The sequence below is a fragment of the Rothia nasimurium genome, assembly GCF_014217215.1.
GTDB classification, from domain to species: domain Bacteria; phylum Actinomycetota; class Actinomycetes; order Actinomycetales; family Micrococcaceae; genus Rothia; species Rothia avistercoris.
In genome coordinates this window covers 231,036-256,320 of record NZ_CP056080.1, presented here as the reverse complement: position 1 = coordinate 256,320, position 25,285 = coordinate 231,036, and the positions used below count along the sequence as shown (strand labels likewise).

General features: G+C 60.7%; 22 protein-coding genes, 3 tRNA genes and 1 pseudogene. 6 read left to right on the top strand and 20 right to left on the bottom strand.

Annotated elements, in window-relative coordinates; all coding sequences use genetic code 11:
• Window positions 1-157: 157 nt before the first annotated feature.
• Complete coding sequence (locus HWU94_RS01225; protein WP_185173959.1) at window positions 158-496, bottom strand: hypothetical protein; 339 nt, start codon at window positions 494-496, stop codon at window positions 158-160.
• Window positions 497-585: 89 nt separating this feature from the next.
• Entirely contained in the window at window positions 586-915 is a 330-nt protein-coding gene (locus tag HWU94_RS01220) for a rhodanese-like domain-containing protein (protein ID WP_185173958.1), read from the bottom strand.
• A 205-nt stretch (window positions 916-1,120) separates the two neighbouring features.
• On the opposite strand from HWU94_RS01220, the gene pgm reads away from it, so the two are divergent.
• From pgm to HWU94_RS01205, 3 genes are all read left to right on the top strand, one after another.
• Complete coding sequence (pgm, locus tag HWU94_RS01215; protein WP_185173957.1) at window positions 1,121-2,758, top strand: phosphoglucomutase (alpha-D-glucose-1,6-bisphosphate-dependent); 1,638 nt, start codon at window positions 1,121-1,123, stop codon at window positions 2,756-2,758.
• A 191-nt stretch (window positions 2,759-2,949) separates the two neighbouring features.
• Window positions 2,950-4,431, top strand: coding sequence for a peptide MFS transporter (locus HWU94_RS01210; RefSeq protein WP_185173956.1), 1,482 nt, complete (start codon window positions 2,950-2,952; stop codon window positions 4,429-4,431).
• Between the two features lie 231 nt (window positions 4,432-4,662).
• Window positions 4,663-6,645: an OPT family oligopeptide transporter gene (locus HWU94_RS01205; protein WP_185173955.1), complete on the top strand. Its 1,983-nt coding sequence runs from the start codon at window positions 4,663-4,665 to the stop codon at window positions 6,643-6,645.
• Between the two features lie 131 nt (window positions 6,646-6,776).
• Here the strand turns inward: HWU94_RS01205 and mnhG are convergent, their stop codons facing one another.
• The 6 genes from mnhG to HWU94_RS01175 are packed head-to-tail and all read right to left on the bottom strand — an operon-like array spanning window position 6,777 to window position 13,395.
• Window positions 6,777-7,133 carry a monovalent cation/H(+) antiporter subunit G gene (gene mnhG, locus HWU94_RS01200; RefSeq protein ID WP_135012247.1) on the bottom strand — a complete coding sequence of 119 codons (357 nt, stop codon included), beginning with the start codon at window positions 7,131-7,133 and terminating at the stop codon, window positions 6,777-6,779.
• Between the two features lie 3 nt (window positions 7,134-7,136).
• On the bottom strand, window positions 7,137-7,556 hold the full coding sequence (locus HWU94_RS11705) for a monovalent cation/H+ antiporter complex subunit F (RefSeq protein ID WP_185173954.1): 420 nt from the start codon (window positions 7,554-7,556) through the stop codon (window positions 7,137-7,139).
• Window positions 7,553-8,137, bottom strand: coding sequence for a Na+/H+ antiporter subunit E (locus tag HWU94_RS01190; protein WP_185173953.1), 585 nt, complete (start codon window positions 8,135-8,137; stop codon window positions 7,553-7,555). The genes HWU94_RS11705 and HWU94_RS01190 overlap by 4 nt, the downstream gene beginning before the upstream one ends.
• Window positions 8,134-9,750, bottom strand: coding sequence for a Na+/H+ antiporter subunit D (locus tag HWU94_RS01185; RefSeq protein WP_185174704.1), 1,617 nt, complete (start codon window positions 9,748-9,750; stop codon window positions 8,134-8,136). The genes HWU94_RS01190 and HWU94_RS01185 overlap by 4 nt, the downstream gene beginning before the upstream one ends.
• A 9-nt stretch (window positions 9,751-9,759) precedes the next feature.
• Entirely contained in the window at window positions 9,760-10,272 is a 513-nt protein-coding gene (locus HWU94_RS01180; protein ID WP_185173952.1) for a Na(+)/H(+) antiporter subunit C, read from the bottom strand.
• A gap of 3 nt (window positions 10,273-10,275) precedes the next feature.
• Window positions 10,276-13,395: a Na+/H+ antiporter subunit A gene (locus HWU94_RS01175; protein WP_244955986.1), complete on the bottom strand. Its 3,120-nt coding sequence runs from the start codon at window positions 13,393-13,395 to the stop codon at window positions 10,276-10,278.
• Between the two features lie 309 nt (window positions 13,396-13,704).
• Between HWU94_RS01175 and HWU94_RS01170 the strand changes: the two genes are divergently transcribed.
• Entirely contained in the window at window positions 13,705-15,051 is a 1,347-nt protein-coding gene (locus HWU94_RS01170) for a uracil-xanthine permease family protein (protein ID WP_185173950.1), read from the top strand.
• A 101-nt stretch (window positions 15,052-15,152) separates the two neighbouring features.
• On the opposite strand, the gene HWU94_RS11700 is transcribed toward HWU94_RS01170, so the two are convergent.
• The 5 genes and pseudogenes from HWU94_RS11700 to HWU94_RS01150 form a co-directional block, all read right to left on the bottom strand.
• Entirely contained in the window at window positions 15,153-15,377 is a 225-nt protein-coding gene (locus HWU94_RS11700) for a glycerophosphodiester phosphodiesterase family protein (protein ID WP_342355187.1), read from the bottom strand.
• Window positions 15,360-15,518: pseudogene (locus HWU94_RS11730) on the bottom strand (glycerophosphodiester phosphodiesterase); the annotation flags it as partial. The gene HWU94_RS11700 and the pseudogene HWU94_RS11730, both read right to left, overlap by 18 nt.
• A gap of 120 nt (window positions 15,519-15,638) precedes the next feature.
• On the bottom strand, window positions 15,639-16,472 hold the full coding sequence (locus HWU94_RS01160; protein WP_185173949.1) for a Cof-type HAD-IIB family hydrolase: 834 nt from the start codon (window positions 16,470-16,472) through the stop codon (window positions 15,639-15,641).
• Between the two features lie 242 nt (window positions 16,473-16,714).
• A complete protein-coding gene (locus tag HWU94_RS01155; protein ID WP_185173948.1) occupies window positions 16,715-17,239 on the bottom strand; it encodes a YbhB/YbcL family Raf kinase inhibitor-like protein in 525 nt (174 codons plus the stop codon).
• A 156-nt stretch (window positions 17,240-17,395) separates the two neighbouring features.
• Window positions 17,396-18,340, bottom strand: coding sequence for a carbohydrate kinase (locus HWU94_RS01150; protein ID WP_185173947.1), 945 nt, complete (start codon window positions 18,338-18,340; stop codon window positions 17,396-17,398).
• 221 nt (window positions 18,341-18,561) lie between these two features.
• On the opposite strand from HWU94_RS01150, the gene HWU94_RS01145 reads away from it, so the two are divergent.
• Window positions 18,562-20,007, top strand: a complete 1,446-nt coding sequence (locus HWU94_RS01145; protein WP_185173946.1) for a glyceraldehyde-3-phosphate dehydrogenase — start codon at window positions 18,562-18,564, stop codon at window positions 20,005-20,007.
• 164 nt (window positions 20,008-20,171) lie between these two features.
• Here the strand turns inward: HWU94_RS01145 and HWU94_RS01140 are convergent, their stop codons facing one another.
• From HWU94_RS01140 to HWU94_RS01125, 4 genes are read right to left on the bottom strand one after another with little or no spacing between them, the layout of a single operon-like run.
• The gene (locus tag HWU94_RS01140; protein ID WP_185173945.1) at window positions 20,172-21,098 is read right to left on the bottom strand and encodes an ABC transporter substrate-binding protein; all 927 of its coding nucleotides are present in this window, start codon (window positions 21,096-21,098) and stop codon (window positions 20,172-20,174) included.
• 6 nt (window positions 21,099-21,104) lie between these two features.
• On the bottom strand, window positions 21,105-21,761 hold the full coding sequence (locus tag HWU94_RS01135) for an ABC transporter permease (RefSeq protein WP_185173944.1): 657 nt from the start codon (window positions 21,759-21,761) through the stop codon (window positions 21,105-21,107).
• Window positions 21,758-22,432 carry an ABC transporter permease gene (locus tag HWU94_RS01130; RefSeq protein WP_185173943.1) on the bottom strand — a complete coding sequence of 225 codons (675 nt, stop codon included), beginning with the start codon at window positions 22,430-22,432 and terminating at the stop codon, window positions 21,758-21,760. The genes HWU94_RS01135 and HWU94_RS01130 overlap by 4 nt, the downstream gene beginning before the upstream one ends.
• Window positions 22,429-23,559 carry an ABC transporter ATP-binding protein gene (locus HWU94_RS01125; protein WP_185173942.1) on the bottom strand — a complete coding sequence of 377 codons (1,131 nt, stop codon included), beginning with the start codon at window positions 23,557-23,559 and terminating at the stop codon, window positions 22,429-22,431. The genes HWU94_RS01130 and HWU94_RS01125 overlap by 4 nt, the downstream gene beginning before the upstream one ends.
• A gap of 178 nt (window positions 23,560-23,737) precedes the next feature.
• On the opposite strand from HWU94_RS01125, the gene HWU94_RS01120 reads away from it, so the two are divergent.
• Window positions 23,738-24,541 carry an exodeoxyribonuclease III gene (locus HWU94_RS01120; RefSeq protein ID WP_185173941.1) on the top strand — a complete coding sequence of 268 codons (804 nt, stop codon included), beginning with the start codon at window positions 23,738-23,740 and terminating at the stop codon, window positions 24,539-24,541.
• A 94-nt stretch (window positions 24,542-24,635) separates the two neighbouring features.
• Here HWU94_RS01120 and HWU94_RS01115 read toward each other — a convergent pair.
• From HWU94_RS01115 to HWU94_RS01105, 3 genes are all read right to left on the bottom strand, one after another.
• Window positions 24,636-24,708 (bottom strand) — tRNA-Phe (locus tag HWU94_RS01115).
• Window positions 24,709-24,771: 63 nt separating this feature from the next.
• A tRNA-Asp gene (locus HWU94_RS01110) sits at window positions 24,772-24,845 on the bottom strand.
• A 51-nt stretch (window positions 24,846-24,896) separates the two neighbouring features.
• Window positions 24,897-24,969 (bottom strand) — tRNA-Glu (locus HWU94_RS01105).
• Between the last annotated feature and the right edge of the window lie 316 nt (window positions 24,970-25,285).

Genomic DNA, 25,285 nt, shown 5'->3' with positions numbered 1-25,285 from the left:
ACATTCCCGCCACTTATTCACACAGCGTATTCCCCTAACTCATAAGCCACGACGGTACCAGCCACAGGCTAAGCCATGCTCTGCAAGAAAGTAAAAATCAAAAGCCCTGCTTTCCTGAGGGCAAGAAAACAGGGCGACAAACTAACAGTAAAAGCTTTTAGACAGCCAAAACTGACCGAAGGATAAGACCAAGAATCCAAAGGGCCACAGCAACCGCACCGATAACGACGGCTACAGTGTTAAGCGTCTTAGAGTTACCCTGCACGACACCAGCATTAGCCAGCTTCTTACTGGTCTTAAGACCATAAATAGCAGCTATCAGGGAAGGGAGCGCTAGGAAGCCCAGCACAAGTGAAACCACCGCAAAAACGATGGAAACGATACCGTAGGTTTTAGCGTTCTTGATATCTTTCGCAATTTCCGGGCTGACAGCAGGAGCCCCGTACTGGGGCTGGCCGTTCTGATAAGGGTTGTTGTTATTAGGAGGTGTTGTCATACTTCCCAGGCTAGAGGCATGAACCGACATATGTCATATTTTGCATAGAATATGAGACGGGTTCCGCCCAGCACGCCTACCCTTGCTAGCTAGCGGACCTGCGGCTCCTGCCCGTTCTCAGCAACCATGGGGAGCTCCGCGTCCTGCCAAGCGCCCATACCGCCAATAACGTTGATGGCATCAAAACCGTACTGGTTCAGGTAGGCCACGGCCCTCAAGGAACGCCCCCCGGAACGGCAGATAACGTACACGTCCTCATCGAGCGGCACTTCGCCGTAGCGCTCGGGCACCTCGCCCAGGGGGATGTGCTGGGCGCCCTCGATGTGGCCTTCTACCCACTCGTAGTCTTCACGCACGTCAAGGATTTTGGCGTCTGCGGGGATTTCGTCGACGGTGACCTGGCGGATATCTTCGTTCATCGCTGAACCTCTCTTTCATAGTGGTTCTTTCAGCCTATGCGCGGTTCTTTCAGGCTTCAAGGTTGAACCCTGGGTTTAGCCAATAGCGTGCCCTGACTGCGGTTTTTGTGTAGGGCACCTGTCATAAAACGTCCCTTCGTCCTTTATTTTTTGGGAGGACGGCGGGGCGCGGTGCGTAGCTGGTCCTTCAGTGTTTAATAAGGCTATGTCAAACCGTGCCGGCACCCTTGCCACCCCAGAAGATCTTGTCAACATTGATGAGCTGCTCGCTGCTTACCGCGAGCACACCCCTGACCTGGCTGACTCTGCCCAGCGTGTAGCGTTTGGTACCTCGGGTCACCGGGGTAGTTCGCTGAAGAGCTCTTTTAATGATGCGCATATCGCGGCGATTTCGCAGGCGATTGCTGAGTACCGGGCAGCACAGGGTATTACCGGGCCGCTGTTTATGGGTAAAGATACCCATGCTCTCTCTGGCCCCGCGCAGGATACCGCTTTGGAGGTTCTTGCGGCTAACGGTGTGACCGTGCTGCTGGATGAGGCGGACGGTTTTGTACCCACTCCGGCGCTCTCCCGCGCGATTATCGTGCACAATGCCAACCCTGATAACACCGGGCAGGCTGACGGTATTGTTATCACCCCCAGCCATAACCCGCCCACAGATGGTGGCTTCAAGTACAACCCTCCTCACGGCGGCCCCGCAGATTCCGACGCTACCAGCTGGATTGCCCAGCGCGCCAATGAGCTGCTGGAAGGCAAGAATGCTGACGTTAAGCGTCTGCCCTTGGAAGAGGCTAAGGCCGCCGCTACCACCGGCACCTATGACTACCTGGGCGCCTACGTTGCTGAGCTGGGCGATGTCATCGACATGGATGCTATCCGTTCTGCCGGCGTCCGTATCGGCGCAGACCCGATGGGTTCCGCGTCCGTTGAGTATTGGAAGCGTATCGCCACCGACTACGACCTGAACCTGACGGTAGTGAACCCCGATGTGGACCCCCAGTGGGCCTTTATGACCCTGGACTGGGATGAGAAGATCCGCATGGACTGCTCATCCCCCAACGCCATGGCCTCCCTCATTGTCAACCGCGATCAGTACGACATCGCTACCGGCAACGATGCAGACTCCGACCGCCACGGCATCGTTACACCAGATGCGGGCCTCATGAACCCCAACCACTACCTCGCCGTAGCCATCGATTATCTCTACACCCACCGTGACGGCTGGGCCACAGATGCAGGTGTTGGTAAAACCCTGGTTTCTTCGTCCATGATTGACCGCGTGGTAGCTGCACTGGGACGCACGCTGGTTGAAGTTCCCGTTGGCTTCAAGTACTTCGTGGACGGCCTTCGCACCGGCACCATCGGTTTCGGTGGCGAAGAGTCCGCAGGTGCCTCCTTCCTGATGCGAGACGGCAGCGTCTGGACGACCGACAAGGACGGCATTATCCTGGCCCTTCTTGCCGCCGAAATTATTGCCGTTACCGGCAAGACCCCCTCCCAGCGCTACGCCGAACTAGCTGCAGAATACGGTGCACCCGCCTACGCCCGCGTAGATGCCGCCGCAAGCCGCGAGCAGAAAGCTAAGCTTGCCAAGCTTTCCCCGGCGGACGTCACCGCCTCTGAGCTGGCGGGTGAAACTATCACCGCTAAACTCACCGAGGCTCCCGGCAACGGGGCAGCTATCGGCGGGCTAAAGGTAACCACCGACAACGCCTGGTTTGCGGCCCGCCCCTCCGGCACCGAAGATGTCTATAAGATTTACGCCGAGTCCTTCCTGGGTGCCGACCACCTGACACAGGTACAGGCCGAGGCGAAAAAACTGGTGGACAGCGTCATCGCCTAACACTCATACACTAGGGCCCCACCCGTGCCGGACCAGCGCACCGGTGGGGCCCTTGTGTAGGGGTATACAGTCACCCCAAACCTCAAGAAAAATGACCGATGGGTTTAACTAAGCCAGCTGATTAGAGTATCGTTACCTACCGAACAGATACCGTGCACACACGGTTTTCCTATCTATATAAGCGAGTCGATATGTCTACTCTGCCTGCGGCGACACCGCCAAACCCAGCAGACACTTCAAGTAACGACCGGGGCTTCTTTGGTCACCCCCGCATGCTGGCTAACCTTTTCTCGGTAGAGCTCTGGGAGCGTTTCTCCTTCTACGGCATGCAGGTCATCATGCTCTACTACCTCTACTGGGAGGCTGACCGTGGCGGTCTAGGCCTACTCAGTGAGGCCTCAGCAGCAGGCGTTATGGGTGCCTACGGCGGCATGGTCTACCTTATGGCCGTGGTGGGCGGCTTCCTCGGTGACCGTGTGCTCGGCCCAGAGCGCACCCTCTACTACTCAGCCTGGGCCATCATGGCAGGTCATATCGCTCTGGCGATTCTGCCCGGTGCTGCCGGTGTTATTGCGGGTCTGGTTCTAGTTGCTATTGGCTCCGGCGGCCTTAAGACCAACGCCTCCGTGCTCGTCGGATCGCTCTACAGCAAGACCGACCCCCGCCGAGACGGCGGCTTCACCATCTTCTACATCGGCGTGAATATTGGTGCCCTTCTCGGCCCCATGCTCACCGGCATTCTGCGCGAAAACTACGGCTTTCACGTTGGCTTCGGCCTGGCTGCTCTGGGTATGGCTGCTGGCCTCATCCAGTACTCGCTGACCCGTAAGAACCTACCGGCGTCCGTCCACCAGCTCTCCCAGCCCCTAACCGCCAGCGAGAAGCGTACCTACTCCCTTGCAGCGGTAGCTATTGTTGCTGTTACCCTCGTTCTGGTCTTCACCGGTCTCATCAAACCCGCTAACTTGGCTACCTGGGTTATGTGCACCGTGGCTGTGTGCGCAGCTTTGCTTTTCTATACCCTGCTGACCTCCAAGCTCACTACTTCTGAAGAGCACTCCCGCGTGGTTTCCTTCATTCCTATGTTCATCGGTAACGTAGCTTTCTGGGCCCTCTTCCAGCAGCAGTTCACCGTGCTGGCAGTCTACTCAGAGTCACGTATCAACTGGAATATCTTGGGTCTGCAGCTTACTCCCGAGTTCATGAACTCCATCAACCCGGTGTTCATTATCATCTTCGGTGCTGTTTTCACGGCCATGTGGACTAAGCTCGGTGATCGCCAGCCCACGACCCCGGTCAAATTCGCTATCGCTCTTATTCTCATCGGTATCGCCTTCCTCATCTTCCTAACTCAGGCGGGCAACACCAACGTGAATTTCATGTGGATTGTGCTGATTCTCTTTATCTGCACCATGGGCGAGCTCTCTATCTCACCGGTAGGGTCTTCTCTAGCGACTAAGCTGGCTCCCGAGAAGCATCGTGTAGCAATGGTATCGCTCTATTTCACCTCCATCTCCCTGGGCACTGTACTGGCCGGCTGGCTGGGTCAGTTCTACTCACTCGAGACCGAGGTTGCCTACTTCACCACACTGGGTGTTGTGACCATCGGTATCGGTGTGGCTCTCTGGGCACTGAACGGCTGGATTGTCAAAAAGATGGCAGGCATCCGCTAAGCCCCATCCCACCGGGCCGGGGGTTGGATCGCTCTCTCTAGAGCTATCCACCCCCGGCTCTTTACGTTTTTATACAAGAGCTACCACCGTGCGCAGGCTCAGCAGATTCTTGCATATATGCACGCTGAAGTTTAAATATGCCAAGCCACAGGAGTATTGTTGAGGCTGGCTTCAGAAGCAGCATCACCTAAACCGCACCATCATTGGCACATTTTCGGAAACGAGTTGATCTTGTCCTCACATAAAGCAGAGGCGCCGGCCCCCACTGGCTCCTCCAGCCCCGTCCGCGAATTTACCCTTCGCGCCGTCATCCTCGGTGGTCTGATCACCCTGGTTTTCACCGCCGCGAACGTCTACCTGGGCCTCAAAGTTGGCCTCACCTTCGCGACCTCTATCCCCGCGGCCGTGATTTCCATGGCGATTCTGCGCAACTTCAAGAACCACTCCATCATGGAGAACAACATTGTGCAGACCATCGCTTCAGCAGCGGGTACCCTCTCTGCAATTATCTTTGTGCTGCCCGGCCTGGTCATGATTGGCTGGTGGGCAGGTTTCCCCTACTGGACCACCGCTTTTGTCTGCGCCATCGGCGGCATCCTGGGCGTCACCTACTCCATCCCCCTGCGCCGCGCGCTGGTTACCGGCTCAGATCTGCCCTTCCCCGAAGGCGTTGCAGCGGCTGAGGTGCTCAAGGTCGGTAACGACCAGGGCTCTGCAGAAGAAAACCAGAAGGGCCTGCGCATGATTGTGTGGGGTTCACTGGCATCTGCTGGCTTCACTATCCTGACCTCGCTGAAGGCAGTAGCAGGCGGCTTCACCCAGTTCTTCCGCCTCGGCGCGGGTGGCACCATGGTCAGCACCTCTTTCTCCCTGGCTCTTATCGGCGTTGGCCACCTAGTGGGCCTTGCCGTCGGTATCTCAATGATCGTTGGCCTGCTGATCTCCTATGGCGTGCTGCTGCCCATGCGCACCTCAGGCCTGCTGCCGGCGTCCGGTGATATCTCAGACGTTGTCTCCTCAACCTTCTCCCAGGACGTCCGCTTCATCGGCGCGGGCACCATGGCAGTTGCAGCGGTATGGACCCTCATCAAGATCATCGGCCCCATCATCAAGGGCATCAAGGACTCCCTAGTTGCTTCACGCGCCCGTCAGGCTGGCCAGACCGTTGACATCACCGAGCGCGACATCCCCTTCTCCACTGTCGCCGGTGTAACCATCGGTGCCATGATCCCGGTTGGTCTGCTGCTCTGGCTCTTCGTCAAAGACACCTCCATTGCCCACCACACCGGCACCCTCATCGTCCTCTCCATCGTGTACGTGCTGCTCGTGGGCCTGATTGTTGCCTCCATCTGTGGCTACATGGCGGGTCTGATCGGCGCATCGAACTCACCCATTTCAGGTGTGGGCATCATCGTCGTCCTGTCTGCGGCCCTGCTCATCAAGACCGTCATCGGCAACGACGCAGACACCGCTTCCCTGGTCGCTTACACCCTCTTCACCGCAGCTGTAGTTTTCGGTATTGCCACGATTTCTAACGACAACCTGCAGGACCTCAAGACCGGCCAGCTCGTTGGCGCTACCCCCTGGAAGCAGCAGGTTGCCCTGATTGTCGGTGTTCTCTTCGGCTCTGCCATCATCCCGCCAGTTCTGCAGCTGCTCCTGACCGGTTTCGGTTTCGCTGGCTCCCCCGGTGCTGGTGAGGAGGCCCTTTCGGCGCCTCAGGCTGCCCTGCTCTCCAGCGTAGCCGAGGGCATCTTCGGCAACTCCCTTAACTGGGAACTGCTGGGACTCGGCGCTATTATCGGCGTGGTTATTATTGCCATCAACGAGGTTCTGACCGCTACCACCAAGGGTAAGTACTCCCTGCCTGCCCTGGCTGTCGGTATGGGCATGTACCTACCTATCGCCCTGACCCTCATCATTCCCGTCGGCGCCCTGCTGGGCTTCCTCTACAACCGCTGGGCCGCCAAGCAGCGCAACGCTGAGGGTGCCGAGCGTATGGGCGTGCTGGTAGCAACTGGCATGATCGTGGGCGAGTCGCTGTGGGGCGTTATCAATGCCGGTATTATCGCAGCGGTGGGCAACCCCGATGTCCTGGGTATCTTCGGTGACCAGTGGGTTGAGGGCGGCGGCTATTACATGGCTCCGGTCGTCTTCATCCTGGTTATTTGGGCCCTCTACCGCAAGGCAAAGAAGAACACCGTAACCTCCTAACCTTCTGCCCTTCCCCACTTCTTGAAAGGGGACCGCAGAACCAAAAAAGGACCGCATATTTCGCGGTCCTTTTTTGGTTTTCCGGTCCCCTTGCGGGGTAGTGGCGGACGGACGCCCGCAGGTTAGGTTCGCTAGTTCCCCTCCACCTCATCGACCAGGGCGCGCAGGTCGTCGTGGCGCAGGTCGTCCTTGCGGAAGTGCTTGTTGCGGTAGCCAGAGCGACCCATCATGTGCCCCGAGATGGGGATGGTAAGCATCTGCAGGAGCAGGATAACCAGCAGTACGGGTAGGAGCGCCAGGGAACGGAAGTGGAAGGCCACAGCCAGCAGCATGAGAATCATGCCGAAAACCTGGGGTTTAGTGCCCGAGTGCAGGCGGGTGAGCAGGTCGGGGAAGCGCACCAGGCCAATAGCGGCACCCAGCGACATGAAGGCACCCAGAATCATGCAGATGATGGTCAGAGCGTCGAAAACGGTATCAAGATTCACGGTCTACTCCCCCAGGTCCTTGCTCGCTCGCACGGGGTGGGCACCATCGTGCCCCTGCTTATCGGTGTCCTCTGCCAGCTCCCCGGGGGCGTACTTGCTGCCCTTCTTGCGGGAGCGGCGGCGGGGGCGTCCTTCATTCAGACGGGAAACCGGGGTGCTCTCGTCCGCCTTGGAGTTATCGGCGAAGCGGGCCACGGTCACCGACCCCACGAAGCCGATCATGGCCAGGGCCACCAGCAGAATCAGGAAGAACTGGCTGTCGGTATAGATCATGAGCACGCAGAGCGCGGCCGTGAGAATTGAGAGCAGCACGTCGCTGGCGAGCACGCGGTCCAGCAGGGCGGGGCCCTTCCAGATGCGGTAGACGGTGCCCCAGGTGGCTAGGGTGAGAATCAGGCCGGTGGCCCAGATAGCCCAGGTCATGCATGCTCCTTTCGGCTGGCTGTACGGTCGGCTTCTTCGTCCTGTTTGAGGGCTTCGTACTCTTCGCGGCTACCGGCGGCCTTGATGATGAGGTCTTCGAAGTAGGCCACCTGGCGGGTGAAGCGCTCGATTTCTTCGGGAGTGGAGGTGTTGAGCACGTGGAAGTAGAGCACCGACAGGGAGCGGTCCACTTCAACCACCACGGAGCCGGGAATCAGCGACATGGTATGCGAAACGGCGGTCAGCAGCAGGTCGGAGCGGGTACGCAGCTGCACGGCAACCACCGAGTTGCGCAGGGGCGGGCGGAAGGTCATGGCCAGCCACGTCACCTCGATTGATGCCTTGGCGATATTCCAGAAGAATTCCACCACAAAACGCGCCGCGTAGAAGATGTTGAAACGATTCGACAGGTAGAGGGTCGGCAGCCGGAAGACCGACATGGTCAGGGCCGCCAGCACCGCGCCGAAGGCGATGAAACGCAGGGAGAAGTCCTGCCAGAGGGCGCACCAGACAAAGACCAGCCAGAGGAAGGGCGGGATAGCGTGAATCAGGCTCTCGCTTGAGAGGTTGGGCTTTTTCACTGGTTCACCTCCTGGGAGTTGTTATCGACGATTTGCTGTTCGAGGTACTCGGCCCGGCTGGGGGCGTCGGGGCCAAAGACCGAGCTGATGTAGACGTCGGGGTTGAAGAGGTTGTCTGAGGCATTATCTGCCAGCTGGAAGAGGGGGCCTGAGAAGAGGGTAATCAGCACACCCACCACGACCAGGGAGACGGTGGACGCCATCATGGACGCCGGAATCGGCTTGGTCTCGTAATGGGCGGGGTCATCGGAGTGCTCGGCCATGACCAGTTCGGGGGTGGGCTCTTCGGCTTCCTTGGCGGGGCGCCAGAAGGCCTTGTTCCAGACACGGGCCAGGGCCAGCAGGGTCAGCAGGGAGACCAGGACGCCCACGCCCGCGTTGATGTAGGCCAGGGCGCTACCGTTCTCTACGGACGCCTCAATAAAGCCGACCTTACCGATAAAGCCGGAGAAGGGCGGGATACCGCCGAGGTTGATGGCGGGAATGAAGTAGAGCAGGGCCAGGACGGGGGTAGTCTTCATCAGGCCACCCAAACGGCGCACGTTGGTCGAACCGGCCCGGCGTTCTACGAGACCAACCACCATGAAGAGGCCGGTCTGAATCACGATGTGGTGGGCAATGTAGAAGACCACGGTAGTAAGACCCAGCTCGTTACCCAGCGAGATACCCCAAATCATGTAGCCGATGTGGCTAATCAGGATGAAGGAGAGCAGACGCTTGATATCGCCCTGGGCTAGGGCACCTAAGATGCCCACAAGCAGGGTCAGACCTGCCACGACCCCCAGAAGTGTATCCAGGCGTCCTTCGGGGAAAAGCAGGGTTTCGGTACGGATAATCGCGTACACGCCCACCTTGGTGAGCAGGCCCGCGAACACGGCGGTCACGGGTGCCGGAGCTGTGGGGTAGGAGTCAGGTAGCCAGAGGGAGAGCGGGAAGACCGCAGCCTTGATACCGAAAGCAATCAGCAGCATAAGGTGCAGCTGCATCTGGGTGCCCTCGGGCAGGGTGCCCAGCTTCAGCGACAGGTCTGTCATGTTGATAGTGCCCACCGAGGCGTAAACAAAGCCGATGGCGGTAAGGAAGAGCATGGACGAGACAACCGAAACCACCACGTAGGTCACGCCCGCACGAATACGCGGGGTGTTGGCGTTCATGGTAATCAGCACGTAGGAGGCCATGAGCAAAATCTCGAAGCCCACGTAGAGGTTGAAGAGGTCGCCCGCCAAGAAGGCGTTCGACACACCCGCCAGGAGCAGCAGGTAGGTGGGGTAGAAAACCGAGATGGGCACCTCGTCGTCCTCATCCTGCAGGTTCTGGCCGGTAGCAAAAACCAGCACCGCCAGCGAGATAGTCGAGGAGACCACCAGCATGAGGGCTGAAAGCTGGTCAACCACCATGGTGATGCCGAAGGGGGCCTCCCAGCCTGCCAGGTGCACGGTCTGGGGCGTCGCGTCCCACACTGCGGCCAGCAGTAGAGCCTCAAACACCAGTGTGATAGCTACCGCGGCGAAGGCAATGACGCGCTGCACGCTGTCTTTCTTCGAGACGAAGGTGATAGCGGCGGCCAGGAAGAGAATGATGATACAGAGAGGGGCGAGCTGGGCGATAGCGATATCCACGGGCTAGTCCCCCTTCTTTGACACGGTCGGCTGAGCGGTTGTCTGACTAATTTTCTTCTTCTCTTCTGCTTCGTTGAACTCTTTTTCGCGGGTTGCTTCATCGGCGTCGAATTCAGAAGCATCGAACTCGGCGGCGGCGTCTTCTTCCTTATCGAAGGCGTCCTGCTCGGCCACGCGAATATCTTCGGCATCGTCGGTGATTTCATCGGCCTTAGAGAGCAGCCAGGAACGGTAGATAATACCCAGAATCAGGGCGGTCACCGCGCAGGAGATCACGATAGCGGTCAGAATCAGGGCCTGCGGGAGCGGGTCGGAGTAGTCTTCAGCGGCAATGTCTTTGCTGTAGAAGGGGGCCATACCTGCCGGGCCGCCCGCGTGCAGAATCAGGATGTTAGTCGCGTTGGTCATGAGCATGAGGCCCAGGAGCACGCGGGTCATGGAGCGGTCAAGAATGAGGTAGACCCCCACGGCGTAGAGCACGCCCATGACCAGGATCAGACTGAGGTCGATAATCATGGTTTATGCCTTTCGTGCCTTGTCGCGGGCCTGCTTTTCTTTCTTACGGCGCTCAGCAACCAGCTTGAGGTCGATGCGCTCACCCAGGCTGCGCAGGATGTCGAGCACCAGGCCGATAACCAGCAGGTAGACGCCGATATCGAAGATAGTTGCGGTAACGAAGTGGACGTCGCCAAAGACCGGCAGCCAGAAGTCCAGCACGTAGCTGGAGAAGATGGGGTCGCCCCATAGGGCCGGGGCCAGGGCGTACAGGGTGGCGATACCCAGGCCAGCGCCCAGGAAGGTGCCGGCGGAGAAGGGGGACGCCGCCCGCAGTTCCGCGCCGCCACCGGCCAGGTAGCGCACGGCGAAGGCCAGACCCACCATCAGGCCACCTGCAAAGCCGCCGCCGGGCAGGTTGTGGCCGGCAATCAGCATGTAGAAGGAGACGATGATGAGGGTGTGGAAGAGCAGGCGGGTCATAACCTCCAGCAGAATCGAGCGGGACTCGGGGGGCAGGGTACGGCCTGCCACGATGAAGGGGTCGCGCTCTACCGAGGAGAACTGGCCTGCCACGCGCTGGGCCACAGTAATCTGGGTACGTTTGGCGAAGGAGCTCTCGATTTTCTTCATGGCCTGGGTGTCGAGCCTGCGCGCGGACGCCGAGTCGGCGCGTCCTTCGATGAAGAGCAGGGAGGCAACGCCGGTAGCTGCCAGGGCCAGCACCGAGATTTCGCCGAAGGTGTCCCAGACACGCATATCGACCAGGGTCACGTTGACCACGTTGTAGCCGTGGCCAATTTCGTAGGCCAGGCGGGGCATCTCAAGCGAGATGGGGTCGAGGGAGCGGGATGAGAAGGTGAACATGGCCAGGGCCATCATGAGGGCAGAGAAGCCCAGGGCGATGATGACACGCAGGGTCTTGTGGGCGCCGTCCTTACCGTCCTTGGAGCGGATGCGGGGAATCTGGCGGGGTAGCACACGCATAGCGAGTACAAAGGCCACCAGAACGATGGTTTCAACCAGCAGCTGGGTGGTCGCCAGGTCGGGGGCGCTGCGCAGGGCGAAGAGAATGGCCATGCCGTAGCCGGTTACCGAGACCATCATGATGGCTAAGAAGCGCTTGCGCACGAAGACCACAACCAGGGCCGCCACGATCATGACCACGGCGATAGCCCACTGGGCCGGGGACTCCGAGACACGCACGTTAGCCAGTGGCGGGGTTTCGTTGACGAAGAGGGCTGCGAAGGGCACCACCACAGCGGTAATCAGAATGACGCCCAGGTAGAAGCCCAGGGAGCCTCGCTGGGTCATACCGGTGACCCACACGGCCAGGCGGTCCAGGGCATCAATCACGTCGCGGTAGACGATAGAGGCACTGGGGGCCGAGGGCAGAATACCCTGCAGCTCTTCAATCTGCTTGCGGAAGATAAAGAGCAGGGCGCCGATGGCCATGATGACCAGGGAGGTCAGCAGGGCGGGGGTGATGCCGTGCCACAGGGCCAGGTGGAGCTCAAGTTCGGCGGCAGTTTCGGGGAATGCCTTCAGGAAGGGTTTGACGAAGAGGTGTACCGGCTCTGGGTAGAGACCGTAGATAAGGGTCAGGACGGTCAGTACCGCCGGGGCAAAGAGGAAGGTAAAGGAGACCGGGTGGAAGGCCGTATCGGGGCTGAGCTTCTGGCCGCGGCGGTTGCGGGCAAGGGCCCGGGTGTTGATATCGATATCGCCGTTGTCGACCTCTTCGAAGTCGGCGGTGCCCTTTTCTACGCGGCAGTACTTGACGCCTTCCTTGTGCATGTAGGCGTAGGGCTTGACGGCAAAGGTACCCCAGACAAAGCGGGCTGAGTAGGCGAAAGTGAGAATAGAGCCCAGGACGATGGCGATCAGGGTGGTTGCCCCCTGCCAGCCGGTGGTGTGGGAAAGGTAGGTTTCGAGCACCGCTTCCTTGGCCACGAAACCTGCCAGGGGCGGAATACCCGCCATTGAGGCCGCTGAGATAGTGGCGACAATAGCCAGCTTAGGGGCACGGCGGTAGATGCCCGAGAGCTTGTGGATGTCGCGGGTGCCGGACTGGTGGTCGATAATACCGACCGAGAGGAAGAGGGTTGCCTTGAACAGGGAGTGAGCCACCATGAGCGCCATAGCCGCGTAGATGGCGTCCGGAGTTCCCCCCGAAATCACCAGGGCCAGGAAGCCCAGCTGCGAGACGGTACCGTAGGCCAGAATCAGCTTGAGGTCGGTCTGCTTGAGGGCGGCCCAGCCGCCGAACACCATAGTGAAGGCGCCGAAGATAATCAGGATATTCTGCCAGATCTCAACCTCCCCGTAGCCGGGAGCCAGGCGCAGCAGAATGTAGATACCGGCCTTGACCATCGCCGCCGCGTGCAGGTAGGCAGAGACCGGAGTGGGGGCGGCCATAGCGCCGGGTAGCCAGAAGTGCAGGGGGAACATCGCTGATTTGGAGAGGGCACCGCAGAGAATCAGCACGAGGGCGGCAGAGAGCATGCCCATGGTCAGGGGGCCGTGCCCCTCCTGGGCGGCGGCAAGGACGCTCGGGCCCCGCTCCACGAGTTCAGCCAGAGAGTAGGTGCCCAGGCTGTAGCCCAGCATGACGATACCGACCAGCATGGCCAGGCCACCTGCGGTGGTGACCGTGAGGGCCTGCAGGGCAGAACGGCGGGCTGAGAGGCGGTGGCGGGAGTAGCCGATGAGCAGATAGGAGAGAATGGTGGTGATTTCCCAGAAGATGAACATGAGGATGAAGTCATCTGCGGTAATCAGACCAAACATGGCACCGGCAAAGCCGAAGAGGTAGGCTGCGAACTGGCCGGTGTCGCCGGTGGAGTGCTTGAAGTAGCTGGCGCAGTAGAAGAGCACCAGGGAGCCTACGCCCAGGACCAGCAGGCTCATAACCCAGGAGAGGGTGTCCATGCGGAAGGTGAGCGCCATGTCCAGCTCGGGAATCCACTGGTAGCTCTCGCTCCAGGGGGTGCCACCGAGAATCTGGCCGGTCTTGGTCAGAACCAGGGCGAGCACGGCAGCTGGGATCGCGGCCAGCAGGTAGAAGGTTGAGGTGCCCAGGCGGCGGTAAAGCCAGGGGGTCACTAGGGATATAAGAAGGAAAAGCGCTAGAACTATGGTCACGTATCAGCCCTTAGTAGATGCGGCGGTAGGAGCCGTCACCCGCGGGGCAAGGACGGCAAGACTCTCTCCTTTAAAGAGTAGGCATGCTTAGTTTACCTGTCGATGACCCCGGTCTCATAGAACCTGTAATATTTCATTTATTTCTGTGAGGTCCACACGGTGCAAACCCTGATACATATTTTTGAGTTGGTCTACGCTACGCAGAATCTCAGCCAATATCACACCTATCCGCTGGAACCACAGCCGTCCGCGCGCCCCTTCCACGGCGTAAAATAAGGACGATTTACCCACACACTGCGAAAGCATCTCATGTCTAACGGTTCCCAGCCCGAAAAGGGCTCCCAGCTCGGCCTCGCCTGGTCCCTGCACGGCGACGGCAAGAACATCACCCCGGGCGGGGTCGTCCGCCCCCTCGAACGCCTCACCTGGGGCCGCACCATCGGCATCGGCGCGCAGCACGTCGTTGCCATGTTCGGCGCGACCTTCCTGGTGCCCCTGCTGACCGGCTTCCCTCCGGCCACCACCCTTTTCTTCTCGGGTATCGGCACCATGCTCTTCCTACTGATCACCGCAGGACGCGTGCCCTCCTACCTGGGGTCGTCCTTCGCCTTCATCGCACCCCTGGCAGCGGCCACCAACCAGTACGGCCCCGGCGGTGCCCTGGGCGGTATCGTCATGGCAGGTGTCTCCCTGTTCATTGTTGGCCTGATTGTTCAGGTCGCCGGAACCGGCTGGCTGACCAAGCTCATGCCCCCGGTCGTCACCGGCTCCATCGTGGCGCTGATTGGCTTCAACCTGGCACCGTCCGCCAAGAATAATTTTATGGAAGCACCCGTGACCGCCCTGGTAACGCTGAGCTCCATCATCCTGATTTCGGTGCTCTTCAAGGGCATGATTGGCCGCCTGTCGATCCTGCTGGGCGTCATCATTGGCTACATCACCGCCGCGCTGCGTGGCGAGGTTGACTTCACCGCCATCGAAAAGACCTGGGCCGAGCAGGGCCTGATTGGCCTGCCCCACTTCCAGCACCCCGAATTCCACTGGAACCTGGCAGGCCTCTTCATTCCCGTTATTCTGGTGCTGGTTGCCGAGAACATCGGTCACGTGAAGTCCGTTGCCCTTATGACCGGGGATAATCTCGACAAGTACTCCGGCCGCGCCCTCATGGCGGACGGCCTGGCCACCACCCTAGCCGGTACCGGCGGCGGTTCGGGTACCACCACCTACGCCGAAAACATCGGTGTTATGGCGGCAACCAAGGTCTACTCCACCGCCGCTTACTGGGTCGCTGCGATTTTCGCCGTCCTGCTCTCGATTTTCCCGGTTTTCGGTGCGGCCGTGGCGTCTGTGCCTGCCGGTGTGCTGGGCGGCGCTGCCACCGTGCTGTATGGCATGATTGGCATGCTGGGTGTGCGTATCTGGGTTGAGAACCGCGTGGACTTCTCAAACCAGGTTAACCTGACCGCCGCGTCCGTGGCCCTGATTGTGGGTATTGCTGACTACACCTGGGATATTGGCGACCTACAGTTCGCCGGTATTGCCCTGGGTACCGCCGCGACCCTGGTGGTCTACCACCTGATGGCGGCACTCAATAAGGCGTCGAAGGCCCACCCGGAGCCGCTGACCCCGACCGAGGCTAAGGGCGACGTCCACTAGCCTCTCCCCTGCCCCGGAGCGCTTACAAGGGGACCAGATTTCCAAAAAGGGACCGCATATTATGCGGTCCCTTTTTGATTTTGCGGTCCCCTTGTTACTGTTTAGGAAGCGAGGACGCCCGCAAGCAGGTCGGTGCGGTTAGTGACGATTCCGTTGACCCCCAGGGCGATAAGTTCCCGCATAGTGCGTTCATCGTCGATCGTCCACACGTGCACCTCCACCCCGGCCCGGCGGGCAGCAGCTACCAGCTTGCGGTCAACAATGCGCAGGCGGGAAATTTGACCGCCATCCACCAGGTTCAGGTCGCGCAGCTGGTCCCAGGTCATCTCAGCCACCCGGCCGGGGCGGCCCACTAAACGGTTGAGGGCGGGATCATGAAAAACCAGTACCTGGCCGTCAGCGGTGGTGTTCACGTCGGTTTCGAGCCAGTGGGCCCCAGCATCGAGGGCACGGCGGAGAGCTCCCTCGGTGTTTTCAGCCTGCCCTACAGCGAGCCCCCCCTGTGGGCGTAAATCTGGGTGCGGTCAGGTGAAGAAGGTGCAGATGCGTGTGAAGGTATAAGAACCAGTATATTACCGGCCAGTAACTTAGGCCTGGCGACCCTCGCGCTCAGTCAGCATGCGCTCGATAATCTGGGCAACGCCGTCCTCTTCAAACCCCGGGCAGATACGCCCCACCCGGTCTTTGAGCTCCGGCAGGCCCGAGGCCATCACGTAGCCGTGACCTGCCCAGTCCAGCATCTCAAAGTCATTAGGCATATCACCAAAAGCAGCCACCTCATCAGGGCCAATGCCCAGCGAAGCCGCGAAGTCAGCCAGAACCCGGCCCTTATTCAGCCCCCGCTGCGCAATTTCCACCAGGGGCTGGTAGGGGGCAGAGCGCGTTACAGATACCCGCTCCCCCACAATCTCTTGCACGCGGGCCAGCAGGTCAGCAGGTACCGCACCATCTCGGAACAGCAGGTATTTCACAACCTCAGCGTCGGGCGCCAAAATCTCTTCCAGCCGCCCCTCAACCACCTTGCTGGTGTCTTCCTGCACGTGCGGGTCATAGGTTCCCTGCACGTAGACATGCTCCAGGGTCTCCGCGATATAGAGAGCTCCCGGGAAAGCCTGCTCCAGCTCGGCGTGCAGGGCCAAAGTTTCAGCCCCGCTGATAGTACGGGTGGCAACCACCTGCGAACGGGCAATATCGAACGTCACCGCACCGTTAGAGCAGAAGGCAAAAGAGTTCTCGCCGTTCCACTCCTCGCCCAGCTGCTCCAGCACGGGAGCCAACCAGCGCAAGGGGCGGCCAGTCACAAAGACGATACGGACGCCAGCATCCGCCGCCGCGTGCAGGGCCTGCAGGGTGCGGGGGCGGAACCTGAAATCACTCCCGATGAGGGTGCCGTCCAGGTCGCTGGCAATCAGTTTAATCATGCTTTACATTCTAGAGGCTTATTCAAAGGGGCAGGTGAAGCAGGCTCGCAGCGAAGCTGCTGGCTCGGATGAAGTGAGCGGGTGCGAGCGCGCGAGCACATAAGAGCGAACGAAATCCGCCGCAAGGCGGGGCGTGAGGGTCAGGCATGCGCCTATTCCGCCCGCAGATTTATTTCCTCGCGCGCTCGGAATCTGCTGGGCTCCATCAAGCGCGAGCCTGCTGATCCTGGCGAAAGAAGATTCTAGTTCTCTTCTTCGTAGGTCGCCGTTAAGAAGGCTCGGGCGATGCCGTGGAAGAAGAGGTTGAAGTTGACCACGGCGGGGCTGGCGTTTTCGTCGATGTCGAGTTTTTCCACGTCAACGGCGGTGACGCAGAAGATGTAGCGGTGGGGGCCGTGGCCGGCGGGCGGGGCTGCGCCAACGAAACTGCGGGTGCCACCGTCGTTGAGGTGCCCCAGGGCTCCTTCGGGCAGGTTTTCGGCGGCGCCGGTGGCCAGTTCGGTGACCGAGGCGGGAATGTTAGAGGCTACCCAGTGCCAGAAGCCTGAGGGGGTGGGGGCGTCCGGGTCAAAGCAGGTCACCACAAAGGACTTGGTTTCTGCGGGGAAGCCGCTCCAGGAGAGCTGGGGCGAGACGTCCTCGCCACCTGCGCCCATAATCCCGGATACCTGGGCGCGGGGCAGGGTCTCTCCCTCGGTGATATCGGCGGACGCGAGCGTGAAAGTGGGTAGGTCAGGCAGGTCTGCGTAGGGTTCGCGGTTGAGCATGAGGGACCTCCTCGTCATTGATGAGCTTTGGCTATGCACTAACCAGTCTACTGACTATCACCCCTCACGAAAAGGGACCTGAAAACTAAAGAAGGACCGCAAAATATGCGGTCCTTCTTTAGTTTTGCGGTCCCCTCGGGGAGGGGAGCGGCGGAACTAGCCCTGCGGGTAGAGCACAGCGTTCAGTTCGTTGCGGCTGGGCGGGTTAGCGCCCTCGCGGGAGACGGTGATGCCCGCAGCAACCGCTGCGAAAGCCAGGATTTCCTTGAGGTCGTCCTTGCTCAGCAGCTCAATAGCGGCGCGGGCACCCGCACCCTTGATGTCGCGATCAAGCAGAGCCGCAATGAGGGCTGCCATGAGGGAGTCGCCTGCACCCACGGTATCGGCGACCTCTACCCGGTAGGCGGGCAGGGCGATGCCGTCGGGCGAGGTCTTGCGGGTGATAGCCCAGGGGCCCATCTCGCCGCGGGTCACAACCACCAGGGAGGCACCCAGCTCCAGCCAGGCTCGCGCCGATTCTTCCAGGGTGCGGTTGGGGTAGAGCCACAGAAGGTCCTCGTCAGAGGCCTTCACCACGTCCGAGTGGCGCACGATGCTCTCAGCCCAGGCGCGCGCTTCTGCGGCGTCGGGCACGATGGAGGGGCGGCAGTTGGGGTCGTAAGAAATCAGGGCGTGGGGGGCTGCCTGCTTGACGGTGTTGAGCACAGCGGACGCGCCGGGCTCTAGCATGGCGCCGATAGAACCCACGTGCACGGCGGTGGCGTTCTTGCCCACCTCGTCGAGAGCTGCCTGGGCAGCGTCGAGTGACCAGTCAATATCGAACTCGTACTCCGCGGCGCCGGTATCGCCAAGGGTTGCCTGGGCAACGGAGGTCTTTTTGGCGTCAGCACCGACAGGGAGCAGGACACCCGAGGCCCTCAGGTGCGCGTCGATCAGGTCGCCGTAGGCGTCCTTGCCGTAGCGGCCAATGAACTGGGCCTCATGGCCCAGACGGGAGACGCCGACGGCAACGTTCATGGGGGAACCGCCGGGATGTGCATGAGATTCGAGCCCGGGGCGCTGAACGACGTCTACGAGGGCTTCGCCAATGACAGTGAGCATGTCCTCATTTTACCGGTTGTGGCCCTGACCTCAGATAAGTTTCGCGTCACAAACTCCACATGTGAGACAACAAACTATAAACTTAGGTCTGTAGTGCCCACCAGCTCGTCGTGCCCGTGCATGAATCGGGGTGTGGGCCGCCAGTCACCAGCTACCAGCGCACCGCCGCGCTGCTAACCGATGAGTTCAATGACGCTACTCATCGAGGAAGAGGTCACACCATGACTATTTCTGCCGACAACGCTCACGAGCAGTGGCTTGCCTCTGAGGCTGAAGCCGAAGCTATGATCCCCCTGATCGGCAAGCTGAATCGAGAGAACAATGTGGTTGTCTCTATTCACGGCCACAGCCTGATCAACAAGTCTGTTATCCAGATTTTGAAGGCTCACCGTTTTGCCCGTCAGATTGATGATGTTGAGCTGAACCCGGCTGATTCCCTGAAGATCCTTGAAATTGTGAGCACCCTTGACCTGGGTGCCTGCTCGCTGGGTCTGGCTAGCCTGCAGCGCAAGTTTGAGGCTTCTGGTGCCGGTGATCTTGAGGCCTGGCTGAAGGAAGAACTGGCTCCCGTCGTCGGTAAGAAGGACCAGATTGAAGCTGCCTCGCAGGACGTCGTACTCTACGGTTTTGGCCGCATCGGCCGCCTGCTGGCCCGTATTCTGCTGGAGCGTTCCACCGGCCCCGGACCCAAGCTCCGCGCGGTTGTTGTTCGTAAGAACACCGACAACGACCTCTACAAGCGTGCCTCTCTGCTGCGCCGCGACTCTGTCCACGGTGCTTTCAAGGGCACCATCCGCGTGGACGAAGAGAACTCCACCATCATCGCCAACGGCACCCCCATCAAGTTCATTTACGCCTCTGACCCGGCCGAGGTCGACTACACCGCCCACGGCATTGAGAACGCTATCGTGGTCGATAACACCGGCCGCTGGCGCGACAAGGACGGTCTCTCCCGCCACCTGCAGGCCAAGGGGGCTGCGCGCGTCCTGCTCACCGCTCCCGGTAAGGGCGTGAAGAACATCGTCTGCGGCGTCAACGACGACATCATAGACGATAACGACACCGTACTGTCGGCAGCGTCCTGCACCACCAACGCCATCACCCCCGTGCTGGCCGTTATGGACGAGGTCTTCGGCGTCAAGCGCGGCCACGTTGAGACCGTGCACTCCTTCACCAACGACCAGAACCTGATCGACAACTTCCACAAGGGTGACCGCCGCGGTCGCTCCGCTGCCCTGAACATGGTGATTACCGAAACCGGCGCGGCCAAGGCAGTGTCGAAGGCCCTGCCCCAGCTGGAGGGCAAGCTGACCGGCAACGCTATTCGCGTCCCCACCCCCGACGTCTCCATGGCTATCCTGAGCCTGCAGCTCGACAAGCCCGTTGGCTCTAAGGAAGAACTCAACAACCTGCTGCGCGAACGCTCCCTGCGCTCCAACCTGCGCCGCCAGATTGACTACACCGACTCACACGAGGTCGTGTCAACCGACTTCGTGGGCTCCCGCGCCGCCGGTGTAGTGGACGGCCTGGCCACCATCACCTCCGGTGACGATAACGCCATTCTCTACGTCTGGTACGACAACGAGTTCGGCTACTCCTGCCAGGTAATTCGCGTGCTTGAGACCATGATCGGCGGTAAGCTGCAGAGCTTCCCCGCAGCAATCTAAGAGCGCGGACGCCCGCCGCACGTTCGGAGGGGCAGGGGCATAGGCTACGAGCCAGCTGGCTCGGGGCTGGCGTAAATCGTGACGAGCCGCCAGGCGAGGAGCGAGAGGGTCGCTGGCGGTAGCCTATGCCCCTGCCCTTTTGCAGCACGGTGGTGAGTCACGGTTTATGCGAAGTTCTCGCTCACCCACTCCCCTGCGGCGGTGGCAGGGGCTGCTTTTTCGGTGCCGGAGACGCGCGTATTCAGTTCGATTAGGGTCTCGGTGGTGAGCAGGGCTGATACCTCATCGAGGACGCGGGCGGCTGCGACCGAGACCTGGCGGGTGTTGATGACGGGTAGTACCTGCTGGGCCAGGATCATGTTTTTGGGGTCCTCAAGCACCACGAAGTTGTTGGCGGTGATGGCGGGGTCGGTGGAGAAGAGGTCCACGATGTCGACGGTGCCGTCGGCCAGGGCTGAGACGGTGAGCGGGCCGCCGCCGTCGTTGATGGGTTCGAAGGACGCCGGGGTGAAGCTGTAGAGGCGCTCTAGGCCGGGCAGGCCGTAGGCTCGTTCCGCGAATTCCGGGGGTGCCCCGAGGCTGAGCTGGCCGCTGAGGGTGGTGAGGTCGTCCAGGCTGGTCAGAGCGTGTTCTTCGGCGGTAGCGGCGGTGACGACCAGGGAGTCCTTGTTCTCTGCCTGCGAGGCCGCCAGAACGCCCAGTTCCTCGGGCAGGGCTGCGGGGAGAGCCTGCACGATTTCTTGGGAGGTGATGGCTGTGGTCTCTGCGTCGAAGTAGAGCAGGAGGTTGCCGGAGTAGTCGGGTACTACCGAGACGGTGCCCTCGCGGAGGGCCCCGAGGTAGGCTTCGCGGGCGCCGATGGCGGGGCTGGTGGTGGCGTCTAGGCCGCGGGCGCGCAGGGCTGCGGCGTAGATTTCGGCGATAATTTGTGCTTCGGTGAAGTCGGCTGAGCCTACGGTAATGGTACCGGTGGTGCTCCCGCTGCCAAAGGCGGTGGAGCCGTCAAGGCCGCAGGCGGAAAGGCCTAGAGCCCCGGCGGCGAGTCCTGCCCCGGTGAAGAGGGAGCGTCGGGTGAGGCGGGGTGATGTCATGGGTGTTTACCTTAGTCCGGGGTGGGTGAGGGCTCTTTGCACAAGGGCGAGTAGAGCATCGACGATTAGGGCGAGGGCGGCAACGAGCAGGACGGCTGCGACCATGCGGGTGTAGTCACGCACTGCCAGCCCGTCGATGAGGTAGCGTCCTAGCCCGCCCAGGTTGATGTAGGCAACCACGGTGACGGTTGCGATGATTTGCAGCACCGCATTACGAATGCCACCGAAGATGAGGGGCAGGGCCACGGGAATTTCTACCCGGGTGAGCACCTGCCAGCCGGTCATACCCTGGGCGCGGGCAGCGTCCTTAATAACGGGGTCCACAGCCGCGATACCGGCGTAGGTGCCCGCCAGGAGCGGGGCGATCGCCAGTATGACGAGGGCAAGCGCCGGGGCGGTTAGACCCAGACCCAGCCAGAGAGCAAAGAGGGTGAGCAGGCCCAGGGTGGGCAGGGCTCGCAGGGCACCGGTGAGAGCTACAACCAGGTTCTGCCCCTTGCCGGTATGCCCCACCCAGGCCCCGAGAGGCAAGGCGATAGCCGCCGCGACCAGCAGCACCAGGCCGGAGTAGGCCAGGTGCTCGCCAAGACGTTGCCAGATACCGCCGGTGCCCGCCCAGGCGCCGGGGGCGGTGAACCAGGCCCAGACGTCCTGAAAAATCATGGGTTCCTCCAACGGGTGAGCGCGGCGCCGACCAGGGCCAGCAGGCGGTCGAGCACGAGGGCAAGGACGAGGGTGAGCAGGATTCCGGTGATGATTTCAGCAGGTAGGTCCCGGCGCAGGCCGTCGGTGAAGAGGGTGCCGAGGGACTGGATGCCAATAACAGCGCCCACCGACACCATAGAAATATTCGAGACCAGGGCAACGCGTAAACCGGCGATCATGACGGGTAGCGACAGAGGTAGCTCAACCTGCCAGAAGCGGCGCAGCGGGGTGTAGCCCACGGCTGTGGCGGCTTCGAGGGTGATGGGTGAGACCGATTCGAAGGCGTCCACGGCGCTGCGCACCATCATGGCTACCACGTAGATAGTCAGCGCCACGTAGACGTTGAGCGGGGAAGTAATGGAGGTGCCCAGCACCAGGGGCATGAGCACAAACAGCGCTAGTGAGGGCACGGTGTAGAGCAGGGCAGCGCCGTTGACGATCGCCCCTTTACGCACCCGGCCGGCAGTTGTGTAGGCTTCGGTGGAGCGTCCGTCCGCCCGCCTCCCCAGGGCCAGCCGGGCCAGGGGCAGGGCAAGGGCAAAGCCCACCACTACCGGGATGACCGACTGCGCCAGGTGCAGCGTGGTGAGCTGCCCGATGTAGGGTAGGTTCGCTAGAAACCAGCTCATGCGGACGCCCCGCTGCCGGGGGTCTCGTCGGTGGACTCTCGGCCCCTATCAGCCCCATGAGCACGGACCCAGGGGGCTTCCAGGCCGTAGCGCAGGTATCGCTCCTGCCGGGTTGCTTCGAGCACGTTGTCGGCCTCCAGCAGGCCCAGGGCCAGCCCCTGCTCGTCAACCGCCACACCCCAGCCGGAGGGGGACGACAGCACCGAATCCAGGGCATCACGCAGGGTTCCACCCTGCACGAAGAGGGAGCCACCGGGCAGGTGCCTGCCGTCGGTGAGCCAGCCGTCGGGGCGTCCGTCCGCTAGTCTCAGCTGCCAGCCCTCAGATTCAGCGGCTTGCAGGGGGCGGACGGGCACGTTCCCCGCCCCGGCAAAGGTCAGGCGGCGCATGCCCCGGTCGCGCCCCACAAAAGAAGCAACATAATCACAGGCCGGGGCCCGCAAAATCTCTTCGGGGGTGCCGAACTGGGCGATGGTGCCGCCGGGGGCAAAGACGGCGATGTAGTCCCCCAGGAGCACAGCTTCGTCGATATCGTGGGTGACGAAGACGATGGTGCGCTGGAGCTTCTGCTGCAGGTCAAGAAGACTCTGTTGCAGGTCAGCCCGCACCACGGGGTCGATGGCGCTAAAGGGCTCGTCCATGAGCAAAATATCTGACTGCCCCGCCAGGGCTCTAGCCACGCCCACTCGCTGGGCTTGACCACCCGATAGCTGGGCCGGGTACTTACTGGCAGATGCGCGGTCTAGGCCCACGGTATCGAGAAGTTCTAGGGCTTCGGCACGGGCCTGCTTCTTAGACACCCCTTTGAGGCGGGGCACGGTGGTGATGTTGTCGAGCACGCTCTGATGGGGCATGAGCCCCGCCTGCTGCAGCACATAGCCCATAGAGCGGCGCAGCTCGTGAGCGGGGTGGGAGGTGTTGGCTTCTCCCCGCACCAGAATCTCCCCGCCGGTATGTTCTACCATGCGGTTAATCATGCGCAGGGAGGTCGTTTTACCGCAGCCCGAGGGGCCCACAAAAACCGTGATGCTCCCCCGAGGAATACTGAGGTTAAGGTTGTCTACCACCACCGTGTCACCGTATTTCTTGGTGACAGACCGGAATTCAATAGCGGGGGCTGCTGCCATACATGCTCTTTCGTTTGAGGTGGGGCGGGTTTTGCTTCCGCAACCTAACGCCCACGAATTCCAGCCTATTCCAGGCAGTTCTTAAACAGCAAGTACCCTGTCATAAATGCAGATGCCCTGCTTAAAGTGACAGGCATCTGCACTTTTAAGGGGGCAGGTGGGTTGCTAGGCTAGTGACATGAAAATTGCTACCTGGAACGTGAACTCTATCCGTGCCCGCGCCGACCGCGTGGAAGACTGGCTAGAACGCAGCGACGTAGACGTCCTAGCCATCCAAGAAACCAAGGCCACCGACGAGACCTTCCCCTACGAGATTTTTGAGTACTCGGGCTATGAGGTGGCCCATTTTGGGCTGTCACAGTGGAACGGGGTGGCGCTGGCCTCCCGGGTGGGGCTTGAGGACATTCAGCGCACCTTCACCAACCAGCCGGCTTTTGGCAAGCCGGGTGAGGACGCCGTCGTTGAGGCCCGTGCGATTGGGGCTACCTGCGGTGGGGTTCGGGTCTGGAGCCTCTACGTGCCCAACGGTCGCGGTATCGATGACCCACATATGCCCTATAAGCTGGCCTGGCTTGAGGAGCTGCGCAAGGACGCCGCCAGCTGGCTAGCGCAGGACCCCGCGGCACAGTTCGCCCTGGTGGGGGACTTTAATATTGCCCCGCTCGATGAGGATGTATGGGATATCGACTTCTTTAGGGAAAACCAGATGACTCACGTGACCGAGCCTGAGCGGGCGGCCTTTAGGGCTTTTCTTGAAGAGCCTCTGGGGCTGGTTGATGTGGCTCGTGAGCATACCACCGTGCCCTACACCTACTGGGACTACACCAAGCTACGCTTCCCCAAGAACGAGGGGATGCGCATTGATTTTCAGCTCTACTCCCCCGCACTGGCCCAGCGGGTTGTGGGCGCCGAAATTGACCGTGAAGAGCGCAAGGGCAAGGGTGCCTCAGACCACGCCCCGGTGATTGTTGAGATTAACTAAAAACAGCCCCGGCCTGTGAACCCACAGGCTGGGGCTGTTTTTGTTTTAAAACAAAAAACCCACTCTCATGTAGAAGCCTAGAGAGTGGATTTCGTGGCTCCGACCGGCGTCGATCCGGTGACCTTACGATTTTCAGTCGCACGCTCTACCAACTGAGCTACAGAGCCAGGCATACCCTTAGATATGCCACAACCGCGTCTTCCCACAAGTGAGAACTTACGCGGTCGGAGCGACCCCGACGGGACTTGAACCCGCGACCTCCGGCGTGACAGGCCGGCGCGCTAACCAACTGCGCTACGGGGCCATACGCAAGAACCGAAGTTCTTACATGGCCGTGAAACCAAAGGTTTCACAGTACCCCCAACGGGATTTGAACCCGTGTTACCGCCGTGAAAGGGCGGCGTCCTAGGCCGCTAGACGATAGGGGCTAGTTCGCTGTATCGTGACCGGCTTTGTTTCCTCAGCCCGTCGCTCGAACAAGTAATACATTACGCGAGTTCAAACAGGCGCGCAAATCGAAAACCACCCATTCGGGGCATTTTGGGTCAAAAGCTGGGTGCCCTGCACCACAAAATTCACGCAAAAGTAACCGGCGATACACATAAACAACCTAGCCAGAACCGATATTGCCGCAGCAAGCGTCCGTACCAAAAATTTTTTGAACTTTTTTAAAAAAGACGGCAGGATAGCGCCGTCGGAGCCCTTTTCAGCCTGAAAAGGAGCTTCGGCGGGAGCTATCCTGCC

Excerpts from the sequence above, each read along its gene's own strand:
- HWU94_RS01225 (WP_185173959.1), bottom strand. The coding sequence starts at position 496 with ATGACAACACCTCCTAATAACAACAACCCTTATCAGAACGGCCAGCCC.
- HWU94_RS01220 (WP_185173958.1), bottom strand. The coding sequence starts at position 915 with ATGAACGAAGATATCCGCCAGGTCACCGTCGACGAAATCCCCGCAGAC.
- pgm (WP_185173957.1), top strand. The coding sequence starts at position 1,121 with ATGTCAAACCGTGCCGGCACCCTTGCCACCCCAGAAGATCTTGTCAAC.
- HWU94_RS01210 (WP_185173956.1), top strand. The coding sequence starts at position 2,950 with ATGTCTACTCTGCCTGCGGCGACACCGCCAAACCCAGCAGACACTTCA.
- HWU94_RS11705 (WP_185173954.1), bottom strand. The coding sequence starts at position 7,556 with ATGACCTGGGCTATCTGGGCCACCGGCCTGATTCTCACCCTAGCCACC.
- HWU94_RS01180 (WP_185173952.1), bottom strand. The coding sequence starts at position 10,272 with ATGATTATCGACCTCAGTCTGATCCTGGTCATGGGCGTGCTCTACGCC.
- HWU94_RS01170 (WP_185173950.1), top strand. The coding sequence starts at position 13,705 with ATGTCTAACGGTTCCCAGCCCGAAAAGGGCTCCCAGCTCGGCCTCGCC.
- HWU94_RS11700 (WP_342355187.1), bottom strand. The coding sequence starts at position 15,377 with ATGACCTGGGACCAGCTGCGCGACCTGAACCTGGTGGATGGCGGTCAA.
- HWU94_RS01160 (WP_185173949.1), bottom strand. The coding sequence starts at position 16,472 with ATGATTAAACTGATTGCCAGCGACCTGGACGGCACCCTCATCGGGAGT.
- HWU94_RS01155 (WP_185173948.1), bottom strand. The coding sequence starts at position 17,239 with ATGCTCAACCGCGAACCCTACGCAGACCTGCCTGACCTACCCACTTTC.
- HWU94_RS01150 (WP_185173947.1), bottom strand. The coding sequence starts at position 18,340 with ATGCTCACTGTCATTGGCGAAGCCCTCGTAGACGTCGTTCAGCGCCCC.
- HWU94_RS01145 (WP_185173946.1), top strand. The coding sequence starts at position 18,562 with ATGACTATTTCTGCCGACAACGCTCACGAGCAGTGGCTTGCCTCTGAG.
- HWU94_RS01140 (WP_185173945.1), bottom strand. The coding sequence starts at position 21,098 with ATGACATCACCCCGCCTCACCCGACGCTCCCTCTTCACCGGGGCAGGA.
- HWU94_RS01135 (WP_185173944.1), bottom strand. The coding sequence starts at position 21,761 with ATGATTTTTCAGGACGTCTGGGCCTGGTTCACCGCCCCCGGCGCCTGG.
- HWU94_RS01130 (WP_185173943.1), bottom strand. The coding sequence starts at position 22,432 with ATGAGCTGGTTTCTAGCGAACCTACCCTACATCGGGCAGCTCACCACG.
- HWU94_RS01125 (WP_185173942.1), bottom strand. The coding sequence starts at position 23,559 with ATGGCAGCAGCCCCCGCTATTGAATTCCGGTCTGTCACCAAGAAATAC.
- HWU94_RS01120 (WP_185173941.1), top strand. The coding sequence starts at position 23,738 with ATGAAAATTGCTACCTGGAACGTGAACTCTATCCGTGCCCGCGCCGAC.